Consider the following 14,537-nt stretch of genomic DNA (forward strand, 5'->3'; position numbering starts at 1 on the left):
CCGGCCCGCGCGGCGGGCCCGCCTCCTCAGTAGACGAGCGCCTGCACGCCGTCCGGCATGATCTCGCTCACGAACAGCTGGGAGCCGGCGATGCCCGCCCCCTCGATCAGGTCCTTCTCCTCGATCCCGCGGCGCGCCGCGCACTGCGTGCACACCGTGATCGCCCCGCCGCCCGCGCGGATCCCCTCGATCAGCTCCGGCAGCGGGGCCGCGTGCGGCAACTCGAACTCCGCCGCCCGGCCCGGCAGCGCGAACCACACCGACTCCCCGGTCAGCCACAGCGACACCTCGACGCCGCTGGCCACCGCCACCGCCGCCACCGTGAACGCCTGCGAGCACCGTTCGGGCGCGTCGGCGCCCGCCGTCACCTTGATCACCAGCTTCTTCGCCATGGGCCAAGCGTAGGCGCGGTCGGGCGGCCCGGGCGTGCACGCCCTGCGGGAGTCCGGCGACCGGACGCACCGCCGCGGCGGACCTCACAGCGCCGGCGCCCGGGGCGCCGACTAGACTCTCAGGCGGTCCGTAACCACCTCACCTCCGCCCAAGGAGCGCGCTCGTGCTTGAGGCATTCTTCACCACCCTGCTGGTTCTGGTCGCCGTCGGCGTGATCGCGTTCGCCGGGCTGACCTGGAAGAAGCTGTACCAGGGCCAGCGCTGACCGCCAGCCTTACCGTCTCCCGCCGCCCTTCGCAGGAGCGCTTCGCGCGCCGCCTCCGGAGCACTACAGATCGCCTGAGCTCATGATCGAGATCCCGTCCGACCTGAACCCGTCGCTGGTGCCGCTCGCCTTCCTCCTCGGCCGCTGGGAGGGCGCGGGCGTCTTCGACTTCCCCGGCGCCGAGAAGTGCAACTTCGGCCAGGAAGTCGTCTTCACCCACGACGGCCGTGACTTCCTCGAATACACCTCGCACACCTGGGTGCTCGACAGCGAGGGCAAGCAGGTCCGCCCGCTGGAGACGGAGACCGGCTTCTGGCGGGTCGACGGGGAGCGCAAGGTCGAGGTCGTGATGACCCGCGACCAGGGCGTCGTCGAGATCTGGTACGGCGAGCTGGCCGACCAGAAGCCGCAGATCGACCTGGCCACCGACGCCATCGCGCGGACCGCGGCGGCCGGCCCGTACAGCGGCGGCAAGCGGCTCTACGGCTACGTCAAGGGCGACCTGATGTGGGTCGGCGAGAAGGCCACCCCCGAGGTCCCGCTGCGCCCCTACATGTCCGCGCAGCTGAAGAAGGTCGCCGACCTCAAGGAGTGGGCCGAGAGCCTGCCCGACGACATGCCGGACGGCGTGTCGTTCTTCCGCCCGGACGGCACGCCCTACGAGGGCTGAGCCCGCCCGGCCAGGGGCTCCGGCCCCACCCCGGCGGACCGCCCGGCCCGCCGCACAACTCCATGACGCGCCCCGCGGGGGAAGTCCGGTGAGAGTCCGGCGCTGACCCGCAACGGTAAGCGGACGCCCCGCACAGGGGCCCGTTCCGCGAGCCCGATCACCCGCGGCGGCGCCGGATCCTCACCAACTCGCCGTGGACTGCGAGGGGATGCCGCGTGGGGCCACTTCCGGCATCGGCCGGGAGGTGCCCGGCCCGGGGCCCACCGCTCCTTTCCGCCCCCAAGCTCTCCAGCAGCAGGGGACCCCCGCGCACCCGGCCCGAGCCGAAGGTCTGACCACCCTTGGCACGTCCCGCCCGCACCCTCCCCCTGGCCACGGTGCTCGCCGTCGTCCTGCTCGGCTCCCTGCTGTGCGGGACCGGCCTCGGCGCCGCCGGCATCGGCTGGCCGCAGGTCCTGCGCTACCTCGGCGCCGGCCTGACCGGCGGCACCATCCGACCCGACGAGGTCGCCGCCTACACCATCGTGTGGGAGCTGCGCTTTCCCCGCGCGGTGCTCGCGGCCGTGGTCGGCGCCGGGCTCTCCGCGATCGGCGTCGCCGTCCAGGCCCTGGTCCGCAACGCCCTCGCCGACCCGTTCGTGCTCGGCATATCCTCCGGCGCGGCGGTCGGCGCCAACGCCGTCCTGCTCTTCGGGGCGCTCGGCGCGCTCGGCGTCTGGGCGCTGTCGGTCTCGGCCTTCCTCTCCGCCCTGCTCGCCATGGCCCTGGTCTACGCGGCCGCCCGGACCGCCCACGGGCTCACCCCGATGCGGCTGGTGCTGACCGGCACCGCGATGTACTACGGCTTCTCCGCCCTCACCACCTTGATGGTGTTCACCGCCGACCGCGGCGAGGCGGCCCGCTCGGCGATGATGTGGCTGCTCGGCAGCCTCAGCGGGGCCGGCTGGGGCTCGGTGCCGATCGCCGCGCTGGCCGTCGCCGCGGCCCTCGCCCACCTCCTGCTCTCCGCCGGCCGGTTGAACGCCCTGGCCATGGGCGACGAGACCGCCGCCGCGCTGGGCGTGGACCCCGAGCGGCTGCGCCGGGAACTGTTCGTGGTGGCCGCCGCGGCCACCGGCGCGGTGGTCGCGGTCAGCGGCGCGATCGGCTTCGTCGGGCTGATGGTGCCGCACGCCACCCGGATGCTGGTGGGCGCCGACCACCGCCGGGTGCTGGCCGTCGCCCCGCTGGTGGGCGCGGTGCTGCTGGTCTGGGTGGACCTGCTCTCCCGGGTGCTGATGGCACCGGTGGAACTGCCCGTCGGGGTGATCACCGCGGTGATCGGCGTGCCCTGCTTCGTGCTGCTGATGCGGCGGCGCGGCTACACCTTCGGAGGCGGTGCCTGATGCGACTCGACCTCACCGGGGTGTCGGTGGCGGTGGCCGGGCGGCGGCTCGTCCACGACATCGACCTGACCGCCGACAGCGGACGGCTCATCGGACTCGTCGGCCCCAACGGCAGCGGCAAGTCCACCCTGTTGCGCTGCGTCTACCGCGCCCTGCGCCCGGCCGCCGGCGCGGTCCGGCTGGACGGCACCGACCTGCACGCACTGCCCGCCCGGGAGGCCGCCCGGCTGCTGGCCGCGCTGCCCCAAGAGGCCGGCACCGACTTCGACTTCACCGCCGCCGAGGTCGTCGCGATGGGGCGGCTGCCGCACCAGCGCGGCTCCGGCCGGGCCAGCGCCGCCGACCGCGAGGTCTGCGCCCGGGCGCTGGACCGGGTGGGCGCCGCGCACCTCGCCGAGCGCGGGTTCCTGGCCCTGTCCGGCGGCGAGAAGCAACGGGTGCTGCTGGCCCGCGCGCTCGCCCAGGAACCGCGGGTGCTGGTCCTCGACGAACCCACCAACCACCTCGACATCGCCCAGCAGTTGGAGGTGCTGGCGCTGGTCCGCGACGGCGCCGGGACCGGGTCCGAAGGGCGCCCGACCGTGCTGACCGCGCTGCACGACCTCAACCTGGCCGCCGTGCACTGCGACGAGCTGTACGTCCTCGCCGCCGGCCGGATCGTCGCCGCCGGCCCGCCGCACGACGTGCTCACCGCCGAGCTGCTGGCCGAGGTCTTCGGCGTCCGCGCGCACCGCGTGCACCACCCCGAAACCGGCGCCGTCCAGCTGCTGTTCGACCGCCTGCCCGCCTCCTGAGCACCCCGAGGACCCCCCATGCCGACCGCCCCGACCGCCACCCGCCGCCGCGTCCGCCCGGCCGCCCTGCTCACCGCCCTGGCCCTCGCCCTCACCGGCTGCGGCGCCCGGGTCGCCGAGGAGCCCGCCGACGCCAGGAACGACCGGGCCGCCGCCCACTACCCGGTCACCGTCACCAACTGCGGCGCGCGGACCACCTATCAGCAGGCCCCGCGCCGCGTGGTCACCAACGACGTCGGCATCACCGAGATCATGTTCGCGCTGGGCCTGGAGGACCGGATGGCCGGTTACGTCATGCCCGACGACAAGGGCGACCTGACCAAGGTTCCCTGGAAGGCCGCCTACGACGAGGTCCCCTGGCTGTCCAAGAAGGCCATCACCAAGGAGATCGCCCTGGACGCCAAGGCCGATCTGGTCTTCGCCGGGTGGAACTACGGCTTCGGCGAGGGCAGCGGCGTGACCCCCGCCTCCCTCGACAAGCTCGGCATCGGCTCCTACGTGCTGACCGAGTCCTGCCACAACGCCACCGGCGCCGGCGCCCGCGGCGTGATGCCGCCGCTGGACGCGCTCTACACCGACCTCGCCGCCCTCGGGAAGCTCTTCGACGTCGAGGACCGCGCCCAGGCGCTGATCCGCTCGTACAAGAAGCAGGTCGCCGACGCCGCGGCGAAGGTGCCGGCCCACCGCCCGACCGTCTTCCTCTACGACGACGGCCGGGACAAGCCGCTGACCGCCGGCAAGTACGCCGCGCCGCACGACATCATCACCAAGGCCGGCGGCGACCACGTGATGAAGGACCTCAAGGACTCCTGGACCACCGTCGGCTGGGAGACCGTCGTCGCCCGCGACCCCGACGTCATCGTCATCAACAACTACGGCGACACCACCGCCGCCCAGAAGAAGGCGTTCCTGGAGTCCTACGCCCCGCTCGCGAACGTCTCGGCGATCAAGCACCACCGGATTTACGTGATGGACTACGCCGAACTCGTCGAAAGTCCCCGCAACCCCACGGCCGTCAGCGACCTCGCCCGCTATCTGCGGGGCGTGCACACCGCCTGACCGCCCTCCTACACTGGCCGTGTGGTGACCACCGACTGGCAGAGCGACCTCCGCAGGCGCGGGTACCGCCTGACCCCGCAGCGGCAACTGGTGCTGGAGGCGGTGGACAGGCTGGAGCACGCCACCCCCGACGACATCCTCACCGAGGTGCGGAAGACCGCCGGCGGCATCAACATCTCCACCGTCTACCGCACCCTGGAGCTGCTGGAGGAGCTGGATCTGGTCAGCCACGCCCACCTCGGGCACGGCGCGCCCACCTACCACCTCGCCGACCGCCACCACCACATCCACCTGGTGTGCCGGGACTGCACCGACGTCATCGAGGCGGACCTGTCGGTCGCCGCGCCGTTCGTGGCCACGCTGCGCGAGCGGTTCGGCTTCGACACCGACATGAAGCACTTCGCGATCTTCGGTCGGTGCGCCGCCTGCACCGACCGGGCCGCGCAGGGCGACGGTGCCGCCGAGGGGCCCGGGTAGTCCCGCGGCCCCTGGCCGTAGGCTGAGTGCATGCTGCGACATTCATCCGCCAGCCCCCTGCTGTCGCTGCCCGGCGCCGTGCCCGCCGAGGCCCCCGACGACGGCGTCGCCGCGCACTACGGCGACCTGTTCCGGGAGCAGCGCGCGCTCGCCGACGGCTCCGGCTTCGTGGACCTCTCGCACCGCGGCGTGGTCACCGTCGGCGGCGCCGAACGGCTCAGCTGGCTGCACCTGCTGCTGACCCAACACGTCAGCGAACTCCCGCCCGGCCAGGCCACCGAGGCGCTGGTCCTCTCCGCGCACGGCCACGTCGAGCACGCCGTCTACCTCGTCGACGACGGCGAGACGACCTGGCTGCACACCGAGCCCGGCACGCAGGAGGCGCTGATCGCCTACCTGGAGAGCATGAAGTTCTTCTACCGGGTCGAGGTGGCCGACCGCACCGACGACTTCGCGGTCGTGCACCTGCCGGCCGGCTCCCTCACCGAGGCGCCCGAGGGCACCGTCGTCCGGGAGGTGGCGCACGGCCGCGACCTCTTCCTGCCCCGCGCCGCGCTGGAGTCCTTCGCCGCGGCGCACGGCCCCGCGATCGGCGTCCTCGCCATGGAGGCGCTGCGCGTCGAGGCGCACCGCCCGCGGCTGGGCCTGGAGACCGACCACCGCACCATCCCGCACGAGGTCGGCTGGATCGGCAGCGCGGTCCACCTCCAGAAGGGCTGCTACCGAGGCCAGGAGACCGTCGCCCGGGTCCACAACCTCGGCAAGCCGCCGCGCCGCCTGGTCTTCCTCCACCTCGACGGCAGCGAGGTCCACCTCCCGCCGCACGGGACGCCGATCCGGCTGGCCGCGGACGGCGAGGAGGGCCGCCAACTGGGCTTCGTCACCACCTCGGCCCGCCACCACGAGCTCGGCCCGATCGCCCTGGCCCTGGTCAAGCGCAACGTGCCGGTCGACGCCCCGCTGATCGCCGGCGGCACCGCGGCGGCCCAGGAGGTCGTCGTCGAGCCGTAGGGGCCCCCAGGGCGCGTCCACGGGCCCTTACCGGGCCCTTCCGGGGCCCGGTCCCGACCGGGCGCGCCCGTGGCGGGGCCGGGCGGCCCCTCAGACCTCCAGCAGCACCGTGAAGGGTCCGTCGTTCGTCAGGGACACCTTCATGTCCGCGCCGAACCGCCCGGTTGCCACCTGCGCGCCCAACGCCCGCAGCTGGGCGACCACCTCGTCGACCAGCGGTTCGGCGACCGGGCCCGGTGCGGCGGCCTGCCAGGTGGGACGGCGGCCCTTGCGCGCGTCACCGTAGAGGGTGAACTGGCTGATCACCAGCAGCGGCGCCCCGTTGTCCGAGCAGGACTTCTCGCCCTGGAGGATCCGCACCGACCACAGCTTCCGGGCCAGCTGCGCGGCCTTCTCCGGGGTGTCGTCGTGCGTGACGCCCACCAGTGCGCACAGCCCCTCCCCGACGATCTCGCCGACCGTCTCGCCGGCCACCTCGACGCGTGCGCCGTTCACCCTCTGCACCACAGCTCGCATACCCGCCATCATGCCGGGCCGCCGCGCCGCCCCGCCGTGGGTACCCCCACAAGGGCCGTTCGAGTGCCATGGCCCTGCACACGGACCGCACAGAGTGGCACGATGCGTGCACGCGGTGCGTTTCACGGACAACATGCCCTGGATGCGGCACCGGACGAGGGGAACGATCCATGACCACACTCGGCGCCGGACAGACACCCGGCCCCGTGCCCACCGCCCGTACGGCACCGGCGGGCAGCCCGCCGCCGGCCCGTCCCACCCCGTCGTCCGGCCGCCCGAGACCGGCCGCCCCGGAGACCCCGCTCGCCCCGGAGCCCCCGCACGCCCTGACGACCACCACCCCGGCGCCGGCTCCCGACGAGCCCGCCCGTACCGAGGACGACCCCATGCTCCAGGCAGGCCAGGCAGCCACCGCCCGCCCCCCTCAGCAGCGCGACCGCTTCCGCCCCGCCGGGCCACCCGAACTGTCCGGGCTGAGCCTGCCCGAGCTGCGCGGGGTGCGCCGCGACTGCCAGCAGCAGGAAGCCGACCTCAGCTACCTGCGGCGCCTGCTCCAGGGGCGGATCGACATCCTCCGCGCCGAGATCGCCCGCCGCACCGGGTCGCACTCGCCGCTGCTGGACCGACTGCCCGAGATCCTCACCGACCTGCCGTCGCGCCAGCGCTCGTCGGCCCGGCACGTGACGCTCGGCACCCCGCACGGCGAGGAGTACCGCCGGCTCGCCGACGAGATGCTCGGCGAGGTCGAGCTCTCGGACCTCACGGCCCGCACGGACGAGGAGTTGCACGACGCGATGGGGCGGCTGATCCGCTACGAGCGGCAGATCTCGCAGCGGCGCCAGTCCCTCCAGCACACGACCGACGATTGCAGTGCCGAAATCGCCCGCAGGTACCGTGAAGGCGAAGCACAAGTAGACGACCTGCTGTCCTGAACGGCCACGAGCCGCCTTCCGGGGGAGCGGGTCCCGTTCCCCCGGAAGGCCGGCCGTGACCTCGTCGAAGACCTCGTCCTCGTCCTCGTCCACCCCGATACCCGAGCAGTCGTCGTCCGCGGCGGCCGCCGCCGAGTCGGTCCCGTCGCCGGTCCTCGCCGAGGTGGTGCGCTCCGGCTTCGTCGAGGGCCGGCACCGCGGCTCGCTGGTGGTCCTGGCCGCCGACGGAAGCGTCGAGCAGGCCCTCGGTGACGTCACCGCGCCGGTCTTCCCGCGTTCGACGAACAAGCCGATGCAGGCCGCGGCGATCCTGCGGGCGGGGCTGGAGCTGTCCGGGGAGCGGCTGGCGCTGGCCGCGGCGAGCCACTCCGGCGAGGCCTTCCACCTCGACCTGGTGCGGACCATGCTGGCCGAGCACGGGCTCGCCGCCGAGCAGCTCCAGACGCCGCCGGACCTGCCGCTGGACCCGGAGGAGGCGGAGCACTACCTCGCCGCCGGCAACGTCCGGGACCGGCTCACCATGAACTGTTCGGGCAAGCACACCGCGATGCTCGCGGTCTGCGCGCTCAACGGATGGCCGCTTGGCACGTACCTGGAGCAGGACCACCCGCTCCAGCAGCTGATCCTGGACGTCGTCCGTACCGCGGGCGGCGAGGAGGTCGCCCACATCGGCACCGACGGGTGCGGGGCGCCGCTGATGTCGCTGTCGCTGACGGGGCTGGCGCGGTCCTACCGGCACTTCGTCCTGGCGGAGCCGGGGACGGCGGAGCGGCGGGTGGCCGATGCGATGCGGGCGCACCCGGAGTACGTCGCGGGCACCCGGCGGCCGGACACCTGGCTGATGCGGGCGCTGCCGGGCACGCTCTCCAAGATGGGCGCCGAGGCGGTGCAGGCGTTGGCCCTGCCCGACGGCCGGGCCCTGGCCTTCAAGATCGACGATGGTGCCACCCGCACGCTGGGCCCGGTGCTGGCCCGGGTCCTGCGGGGGCTGGGCGTGGACGATCCGGTGCTGGCGCGGATCGAGGACGTGCCGCTGCACGGGGGCGGCAGCCGGGTGGGCGAGATCCGCGCGGCGTTCTGACGGAGCCGGCGGCGCGGCGGGCGGTGGCCGGACCGCCGGCCGCGCCGCAGCCGGCGGGCCGGCGGTGGCGTCCGCGGGCCCGGCGTTCGTGTCGCACGTGCTGGTCATTGGGGTGGGTTCGGTGGGATCCGCGACCCGGCGTCCGCGGCGTGGGGGGCCGGGGAAATCTAGAGTGGCGGTGCATTCGACACACACTCACCACCACAGCAGGAGGCCGGCGACCATGAGCGACGCGAATTCCGAGCCGCAGGGACCCGAGGCGATCGAGCACGCGCACGACCCCGAGGTGCTGCAGCTCGCGGCCAAGGTGTTCGACCTGGCGCGGCACGGTGACACCGACACCGTCGCCGCCTACGTGGACGCGGGGGTGCCCGCCAACCTGACGAACGACAAGGGCGACTCCCTCGTGATGCTCGCCGCCTACCACGGTCACCCGGACACCGTGGAGGCCCTGTTGCAGCGGGGCGGCGACGCGGACCGCGCCAACGACCGCGGGCAAACCCCCATCGCGGGCGCGGTGTTCAAGGGCGAGGACGAGGTGGTGAAGGTCCTGCTGGCGCACGGGGCCGATCCGGCGGCCGGGTCCCCGTCGGCGATCGAGACGGCCCGGATGTTCCAGAAGGCGGAGTTGCTGGAGCTGTTCGGCGCGCAGTGACGCCCGCCGGTACGTGAGGCCCGTCAGGGGGCGGGTCACCCCTCCTCGCCCCCGCGCACTTGACCTCAACTTTAGTTGAGGTTCTACCTTTGGGGTCGTCGCACTCACTCCGCCACGAAGGGCCTCACATGTCCGCAGCGCGCTACACCCTCGCCGTCATCGTCGGGAGCACCCGGGAGGGCCGCTTCGCCCCGGTCGTCACCGAGTGGTTCACCCGGCACGTCGGCGCCTCCCACCCGCACGTCACCGTGGACGTCGTCGACCTGGACGCCATCCGGCCGTACGAACTTCGGCACGGCAGCGAGGAGTTCATCGCGTACGCCAAGCGCATCGAGCAGGCGGACGCGTTCGTGGTGATCACGCCGGAGTACAACCACTCCTTCCCGGCCCCGCTCAAGCACGCCGTCGACCTGCTGCGCGCCGAGTGGCAGGCCAAGCCGGTCGGCTTCGTCTCGTACGGCGGGATCTCCGGCGGCCTGCGCGCGGTCGAGCAACTGCGGCTGGTCTTCGCCGAGTTGCACGCCACGACGGTGCGCGAGACGGTGAGCTTCGCGCTGACCGCCGGCCCGTTCGACGAGCAGGGCCAGCTGCACGACCCGGCCCCGCCGGCCCAGGCCGCCGACGCCCTGCTGAACCAGTTGGAGTGGTGGGCCGTGGCCCTGCGGGAGGCGCGCACCGCCCGCCCGTACGGCAACTGAAGCCGGCCGCGGGCCCGATCGCCGATACTGGACGCCACGAGGCGCGTGCGGACGCGCCCGGAGGGTGCGTCGCGGGGGACGCGGAGGGGGGGCGGCGTGAGCGGGCGGAAGGGCCCTTACGAGTGCGGACTGGACGCCGCCGTGGACGTCATCGGCGGCAAGTGGAAGGTCCTGCTCCTGTGGGCGCTGGCCCAAGGGCCCCGAAGGTTCGGCCAGTTGCGCCGGGAGCTGCCGAGGATCAGCGAGAAGGTACTGGCCCAGCAGCTGCGCGAACTGGAGGCCGACGGCATCGTCCACCGCGAGGTGTTCGACCAGGTGCCGCCGAAGGTCGAGTACACGCTGACCGGGCTCGGCGCCTCCCTCAACGACGCGCTCGCCCCGCTGGGCGCCTGGGGGCGCACGCACCTGGCCCACCTGGAGGCCACCCACCCGCAGCGCCATCCGGACGCCGTGTGATCCGGGGCGGGGCGGCCGGGGTCAGTGTCCGTCCGCGGGGTCCGTCGCCCCTTGTTGGACGGCCCAGCCGTTCCCGTCCGGGTCGTTGAAGTAGACGAACGAGTTCCAGGCTCCGCCGGGGCCGTCGGCCAGCGCCCCGTCCGCCACGTGCTGGACGGGGCCGACCGGCACTCCGCGGGCGAGCAACTCGCCGCGGGCCGCGGCCACGTCGGGCACCACGAGTTGCACCCCCTGCACGGAACCGGGCCGCACCGGCGTCACTCCGTCACCGACGCCCAGGACGATCGAGCAGCCGGAGCCGGGCGGGGTCAGTTGGACGATCCGTGCGCCGTCGTCGAGCCGGAGGTCGAGGTCGACGGCGAAGCCCACCTGCTCGCTGTAGAAGCGCTTCGCGCGCTCCACGTCGCTCACCGGAATCGGGACCAGTTCGAGCTTCCATTCCATGGTGCGCCGCCCCTCGGGGTCGTGCCGACCGTCGGAAATCCGGTCGCCGCTCGGCAGTCCGTCGCCTCCCAGAAGTCTAAGGACGGCCCTCCGGGCGCGCCTCCTCCGCACGACCCATTGACGGAGTGAGCACTCACTCCGTAGCGTGGCGGCATGTCCCCACCAGCAGCTGCCTCCGAGAACCGGCCCGCCCGCCGCCGGGCGCCCGGCATGAACGTCGAGCAGCGCCGCGCCATGATCGTCGCGGCCGCCCTGCCACTGGTCGCGGAGCACGGGGCGGCCGTCACCACCAGCCAGATCGCCCGCGCCGCCGGCATCGGCGAGGCCACCATCTTCCGCGCGTTCCAGGACAAGGACGCACTGCTGGACGCCTGCGTGGCGGAGGCGGTGGGCGTCGACCACGTCCTGCGCGAACTCGCCTCCGTCCCCCTCGACGAGCCGCTGACCGTACGGCTCACCGAGGCCGCCGAGGCGCTCTGCGCCCACCTGGAGCGGATGGGCACCGTCATCAGCAGCCTCTACGCCTCCGGGCACCGCCGCGACCGCCCGCACCCGCCGGCGGCGCGGGCGGGCGGCGAGCCCCCCGAGGACGGGCGGACCCGGTCCTTCCGCGTCCTGCAGGACGCCGTCGTCACCCTCGTCGAACCGGACCGGGAGCGGCTGCGGCTGGCCCCGGAGCGGGTCGCCGCCGCCTTCCTGGGCCTGCTCTTCAGCCGCCTGCCCGCACGGGGCGGCGCGGGCGGCGCCCCGCTCGCCCCCGAGGAGCTCATCTCCGTGCTGCTCCACGGGACCCTCGCCGACCCCGGGAGCGCCTGATGCCGGTCACCCTCAACCACACCATCGTCCCGGCCGCCGACCACCGCGCGGCGGCCCGCTTCCTCGCCACCGTCATGGGGCTCGCGGAGCTCCCGCCGGCCGGCCGCAACGGGCACTTCGCCCCGGTGCGGGTCAACGAGACGCTCACCCTCGACTTCATGGCCGTTCCGGACGCCGAGGGCCACCACCTGGCCTTCGACGTCGATCCGGCGACGTTCGACGGGATCCTCGCCCGCCTCCGGGCGGCCGACGTCCCGTACGGCAGCCGGCCCGACCAACCGGACAACGGCCGGACCGATCACCCGCTGTGCGCCCGCGGGCTGTTCTTCACCGACGCCGACGGCAACCTGTACGAGGTGATGTCGCCGGCGTGAGGGCCGACGCCCCCCGCGGGCGGCCGCGGCGCACCGCCCGCGCGGCCCGCCGCGGACGTCCTCACTTGCTGACGAAGGTCATGCTCTTCGCGTCGTAGCGGGTGCCGGCGACCTCGTCGGCGGGGGCCGCGGCGTCGATGGCGGCGAGTTCCTCGGCGGAGAGCCGCACGTCGAGCGCCGCGAGGTTCTCCTCCAGGTACTTCCGGCGGCGGGTGCCGGGGATCGGCACGACGTCGTCGCCCCGGTGCTGCACCCAGGCGAGCGCCAACTGGCCTGCGGTGACGCCCTTTTCGGCGGCGAGTTCGTCGAGCTTCGCCACGATGGCGAGGTTCTGCTCCAGGTTGCCGTCCGCGAAGCGGGGCTGGGTGCGCCGCACGTCGGACTCCGACAGGCCCTCGACGGAGGTGTACCGCCCCGTGAGGAAGCCCCGGCCGAGCGGGGAGAACGGGACCAGGCCGATGCCCAGTTCGCGGCAGACCGGCGCGATCTCCTGCTCCAGGTCGCGGGTCCACAGCGACCACTCGCTCTGCAGCGCGGCGATCGGGTGGACGGCGTGGGCCCGCCGGAGGGTGTCCGCACCGGCCTCGGACAGGCCGAGGTGGCGCACCTTGCCCGCCGCGACCAGTTCCGCCATCGCGCCGACGGTCTCCTCGATCGGCACGTCGGGGTCGACGCGGTGCTGGTAGTAGAGGTCGATGTGGTCGACGCCGAGCCGGCGCAGCGAGGCGTCGCACGCCTCGCGGACGTAGGGGGCGTCACCGCGGATCGCGGTCGGCTCGCCGAGCCGGTTGGCGAAGCCGAACTTGGTGGCCAGCACCACCTCGTCGCGCCGCCCGGCGATCGCCCGGCCGATCAGTTCCTCGTTGTGCCCCGCCCCGTAGAAGTCCGCGGTGTCCAACAGGCTGACGCCGAGGTCGAGCGCGTGGCGCAGGGTCGCGATCGACTGGTCGTCGTCGGAGGCGCCGTAGCCGTGGCTCATCCCCATGCACCCGAGCCCCTGCGCGGACACCACGAGTCCCCCAAGGCGGCGGGTGGGAATCTCCGTCATGCTGCTACCTCCTGGCACGTACTGCGAACGGGAACGGGTGCCCCGCGACGGGGCGCCTCTTCGGCCCGGGGCGACCGTCCGCCCCTCGACCTGCCCCTGACGGTAGGAGTTGGAGCGCCCTCCAAGTCAACCGTGCGCGACGGCCGGGGATCGGCTGGGGATCGGCCGGCCAACGGCCGAGGTCAGGCGTCTCGCCGGCTGTCGCCCGCGGGGCCCGGCTGCCGTGCCGCAGCGCGCGTCCCACCGGCCCCGCACGCAAACCTGCTGGTCCGCACCGTGGTTGCGCGTCCTTCGGGGTGCGTGGGGCTTCGGCACCCGGTCCCCACAGGTCCCTCCTGACTCCTGATCACCAGGTCGGGTACTGTGGCCCCGGCCGCCGGCGGACACCGTGTCGCCGGCCCGCGCCCGTCCGTGCACGCGACCGCCCAAGGAGGTGAGACCGATTTCCCGCCAGACCAGGCAGGTGCTCCCGTCTCGCGTCCGTGCGTCCACCGGCTCCAGGTGACCGCCCGACATCCGTGACCCGGGAAGCGCCCCTCGGCATCCCGAAAGGCTCACCAGCATGTCGTCGTCCCACCCGTCACCCTCCTCCCGTCCCTCCCCCGCGTCCGGCGTCCCGCTTCCGCCGACGGCGCCGCCCCGGGCCGCCGTCGTCGCCAGGCTCCGCGCCGCCGGCTGCGTCTTCGCCGAGGACGAGGCCGCGCTGCTCGTCGCCACGGCCCGCACCCCCGACGAGCTCGCCGCCATGGTGGAGCGGCGGGCGGTCGGCCACCCCCTGGAACACGTCCTCGGCTGGGCCGAGTTCGGCGGTCTGCGCATCGCCGTCGACCCGGGCGTCTTCGTGCCGCGGCGCCGCACCGAGTACCTGCTGGGCCGGGCCGTCGCCCTCGGGCGCCGGGCCGCCGAGCGGACCGGCCGGCGCACCGTGGCGGTCGACCTGTGCTGCGGCTCGGGCGCGGTGGGGGCGGCCCTGGCCACGGCACTGGACGGGGTCGAACTGCACGCCTGCGACATCGAACCGGCCGCGGTGCGCTGCGCCCGGCGCAACGTGGCCGCCGTCGACGGGCGGGTCCACGAGGGCGACCTGTTCGCCGCGCTGCCGGGGCACCTGCGGGGGCGGATCGACGTCCTGACGGCCAACGTCCCCTACGTCCCCACCGAAGAGGTCGGCCTGCTGCCCCCGGAGGCCCGCGACTTCGAACCGTTGGTGGCGCTCGACGGCGGCACCGACGGCCTCGACGTGCTGCGGCGGGTGACCGCTGCGGCGCCCCGGTGGCTGGCGCCGGGCGGCCATCTGCTCTTCGAGACCGGCGAGCGGCAGGCCGACCGGGCCGTCGAGGCCGTCCGGCGCAGCGGCCTGCTGGCCGAGGTGGCCACCTGCGACGAGCGTTACGCCACCGTCGTGATCGGCACCCTGCCCCCGGCCGGGGCGGAAAGCAGGTGAGCGCCCCCGACGGCCCGCC

Annotated in this window: 18 protein-coding genes and 1 riboswitch; of the genes, 14 read left to right on the forward strand and 4 right to left on the reverse strand. The window is 74.1% G+C overall.

What is annotated here, in order from left to right; translation table 11 throughout:
- Positions 1–26 precede the first annotated feature (26 nt).
- Entirely contained in the window at positions 27–392 is a 366-nt protein-coding gene (locus ACJ6WD_RS32315) for a DsrE family protein (protein WP_016574259.1), read from the reverse strand.
- Between the two features lie 348 nt (positions 393–740).
- Here ACJ6WD_RS32315 and ACJ6WD_RS32320 point away from each other — a divergent pair, with 348 nt between their 5' ends.
- The 6 genes from ACJ6WD_RS32320 to ACJ6WD_RS32345 all read left to right on the forward strand — a co-directional run bounded on the left by ACJ6WD_RS32320 (position 741) and on the right by ACJ6WD_RS32345 (position 6,054).
- Entirely contained in the window at positions 741–1,328 is a 588-nt protein-coding gene (locus ACJ6WD_RS32320) for an FABP family protein (protein ID WP_233658646.1), read from the forward strand.
- 77 nt (positions 1,329–1,405) lie between these two features.
- Positions 1,406–1,491, forward strand: a riboswitch (cobalamin riboswitch).
- A 178-nt stretch (positions 1,492–1,669) separates the two neighbouring features.
- Positions 1,670–2,713 carry an iron ABC transporter permease gene (locus tag ACJ6WD_RS32325; protein WP_233658647.1) on the forward strand — a complete coding sequence of 348 codons (1,044 nt, stop codon included), beginning with the start codon at positions 1,670–1,672 and terminating at the stop codon, positions 2,711–2,713.
- Positions 2,713–3,507, forward strand: a complete 795-nt coding sequence (locus tag ACJ6WD_RS32330) for an ABC transporter ATP-binding protein (protein WP_038520928.1) — start codon at positions 2,713–2,715, stop codon at positions 3,505–3,507. The genes ACJ6WD_RS32325 and ACJ6WD_RS32330 overlap by 1 nt, the downstream gene beginning before the upstream one ends.
- Positions 3,508–3,525: 18 nt before the next feature.
- The gene (locus tag ACJ6WD_RS32335; protein ID WP_407617077.1) at positions 3,526–4,566 is read left to right on the forward strand and encodes an ABC transporter substrate-binding protein; all 1,041 of its coding nucleotides are present in this window, start codon (positions 3,526–3,528) and stop codon (positions 4,564–4,566) included.
- 21 nt (positions 4,567–4,587) lie between these two features.
- Positions 4,588–5,043, forward strand: a complete 456-nt coding sequence (locus ACJ6WD_RS32340; protein WP_331248603.1) for a Fur family transcriptional regulator — start codon at positions 4,588–4,590, stop codon at positions 5,041–5,043.
- 30 nt (positions 5,044–5,073) lie between these two features.
- Entirely contained in the window at positions 5,074–6,054 is a 981-nt protein-coding gene (locus ACJ6WD_RS32345; RefSeq protein WP_407617078.1) for a YgfZ/GcvT domain-containing protein, read from the forward strand.
- 90 nt (positions 6,055–6,144) lie between these two features.
- Here ACJ6WD_RS32345 and dtd read toward each other — a convergent pair whose 3' ends face one another.
- Positions 6,145–6,570, reverse strand: a complete 426-nt coding sequence (dtd, locus tag ACJ6WD_RS32350) for a D-aminoacyl-tRNA deacylase (RefSeq protein WP_233658652.1) — start codon at positions 6,568–6,570, stop codon at positions 6,145–6,147.
- Between the two features lie 170 nt (positions 6,571–6,740).
- On the opposite strand from dtd, the gene ACJ6WD_RS32355 reads away from it, so the two are divergent.
- The 5 genes from ACJ6WD_RS32355 (at position 6,741) to ACJ6WD_RS32375 (ending at position 10,392) form a co-directional block, all read left to right on the forward strand.
- Entirely contained in the window at positions 6,741–7,502 is a 762-nt protein-coding gene (locus ACJ6WD_RS32355) for an ABC transporter substrate-binding protein (RefSeq protein ID WP_233658653.1), read from the forward strand.
- A 55-nt stretch (positions 7,503–7,557) separates the two neighbouring features.
- Positions 7,558–8,583, forward strand: coding sequence for an asparaginase (locus ACJ6WD_RS32360; RefSeq protein ID WP_374206823.1), 1,026 nt, complete (start codon positions 7,558–7,560; stop codon positions 8,581–8,583).
- Between the two features lie 223 nt (positions 8,584–8,806).
- Positions 8,807–9,238, forward strand: coding sequence for an ankyrin repeat domain-containing protein (locus ACJ6WD_RS32365; protein ID WP_016571812.1), 432 nt, complete (start codon positions 8,807–8,809; stop codon positions 9,236–9,238).
- A 128-nt stretch (positions 9,239–9,366) separates the two neighbouring features.
- Positions 9,367–9,936, forward strand: a complete 570-nt coding sequence (locus tag ACJ6WD_RS32370; RefSeq protein ID WP_233658654.1) for an NADPH-dependent FMN reductase — start codon at positions 9,367–9,369, stop codon at positions 9,934–9,936.
- A 96-nt stretch (positions 9,937–10,032) separates the two neighbouring features.
- On the forward strand, positions 10,033–10,392 hold the full coding sequence (locus tag ACJ6WD_RS32375) for a helix-turn-helix domain-containing protein (protein WP_233658655.1): 360 nt from the start codon (positions 10,033–10,035) through the stop codon (positions 10,390–10,392).
- A 21-nt stretch (positions 10,393–10,413) separates the two neighbouring features.
- On the opposite strand, the gene ACJ6WD_RS32380 is transcribed toward ACJ6WD_RS32375, so the two are convergent.
- A complete protein-coding gene (locus ACJ6WD_RS32380) occupies positions 10,414–10,836 on the reverse strand; it encodes a VOC family protein (RefSeq protein ID WP_407617079.1) in 423 nt (140 codons plus the stop codon).
- Positions 10,837–11,070: 234 nt separating this feature from the next.
- Between ACJ6WD_RS32380 and ACJ6WD_RS32385 the strand changes: the two genes are divergently transcribed.
- On the forward strand, positions 11,071–11,652 hold the full coding sequence (locus tag ACJ6WD_RS32385) for a TetR/AcrR family transcriptional regulator (protein WP_407617090.1): 582 nt from the start codon (positions 11,071–11,073) through the stop codon (positions 11,650–11,652).
- Positions 11,652–12,026 carry a VOC family protein gene (locus tag ACJ6WD_RS32390; protein ID WP_038520921.1) on the forward strand — a complete coding sequence of 125 codons (375 nt, stop codon included), beginning with the start codon at positions 11,652–11,654 and terminating at the stop codon, positions 12,024–12,026. Before ACJ6WD_RS32385 ends, ACJ6WD_RS32390 begins: the two co-directional genes overlap by 1 nt.
- Positions 12,027–12,087: 61 nt before the next feature.
- Here ACJ6WD_RS32390 and ACJ6WD_RS32395 read toward each other — a convergent pair whose 3' ends face one another.
- Entirely contained in the window at positions 12,088–13,074 is a 987-nt protein-coding gene (locus ACJ6WD_RS32395; protein ID WP_038520919.1) for an aldo/keto reductase, read from the reverse strand.
- Between the two features lie 562 nt (positions 13,075–13,636).
- On the opposite strand from ACJ6WD_RS32395, the gene ACJ6WD_RS32400 reads away from it, so the two are divergent.
- Positions 13,637–14,518: a putative protein N(5)-glutamine methyltransferase gene (locus tag ACJ6WD_RS32400; protein ID WP_376444139.1), complete on the forward strand. Its 882-nt coding sequence runs from the start codon at positions 13,637–13,639 to the stop codon at positions 14,516–14,518.
- The last annotated feature ends 19 nt before the right edge of the window (positions 14,519–14,537 follow it).

Origin of the sequence: Streptomyces sp. VTCC 41912 (genome assembly GCF_045799175.1) — a bacterium.
Classification (GTDB): domain Bacteria; phylum Actinomycetota; class Actinomycetes; order Streptomycetales; family Streptomycetaceae; genus Streptomyces; species Streptomyces albulus_C.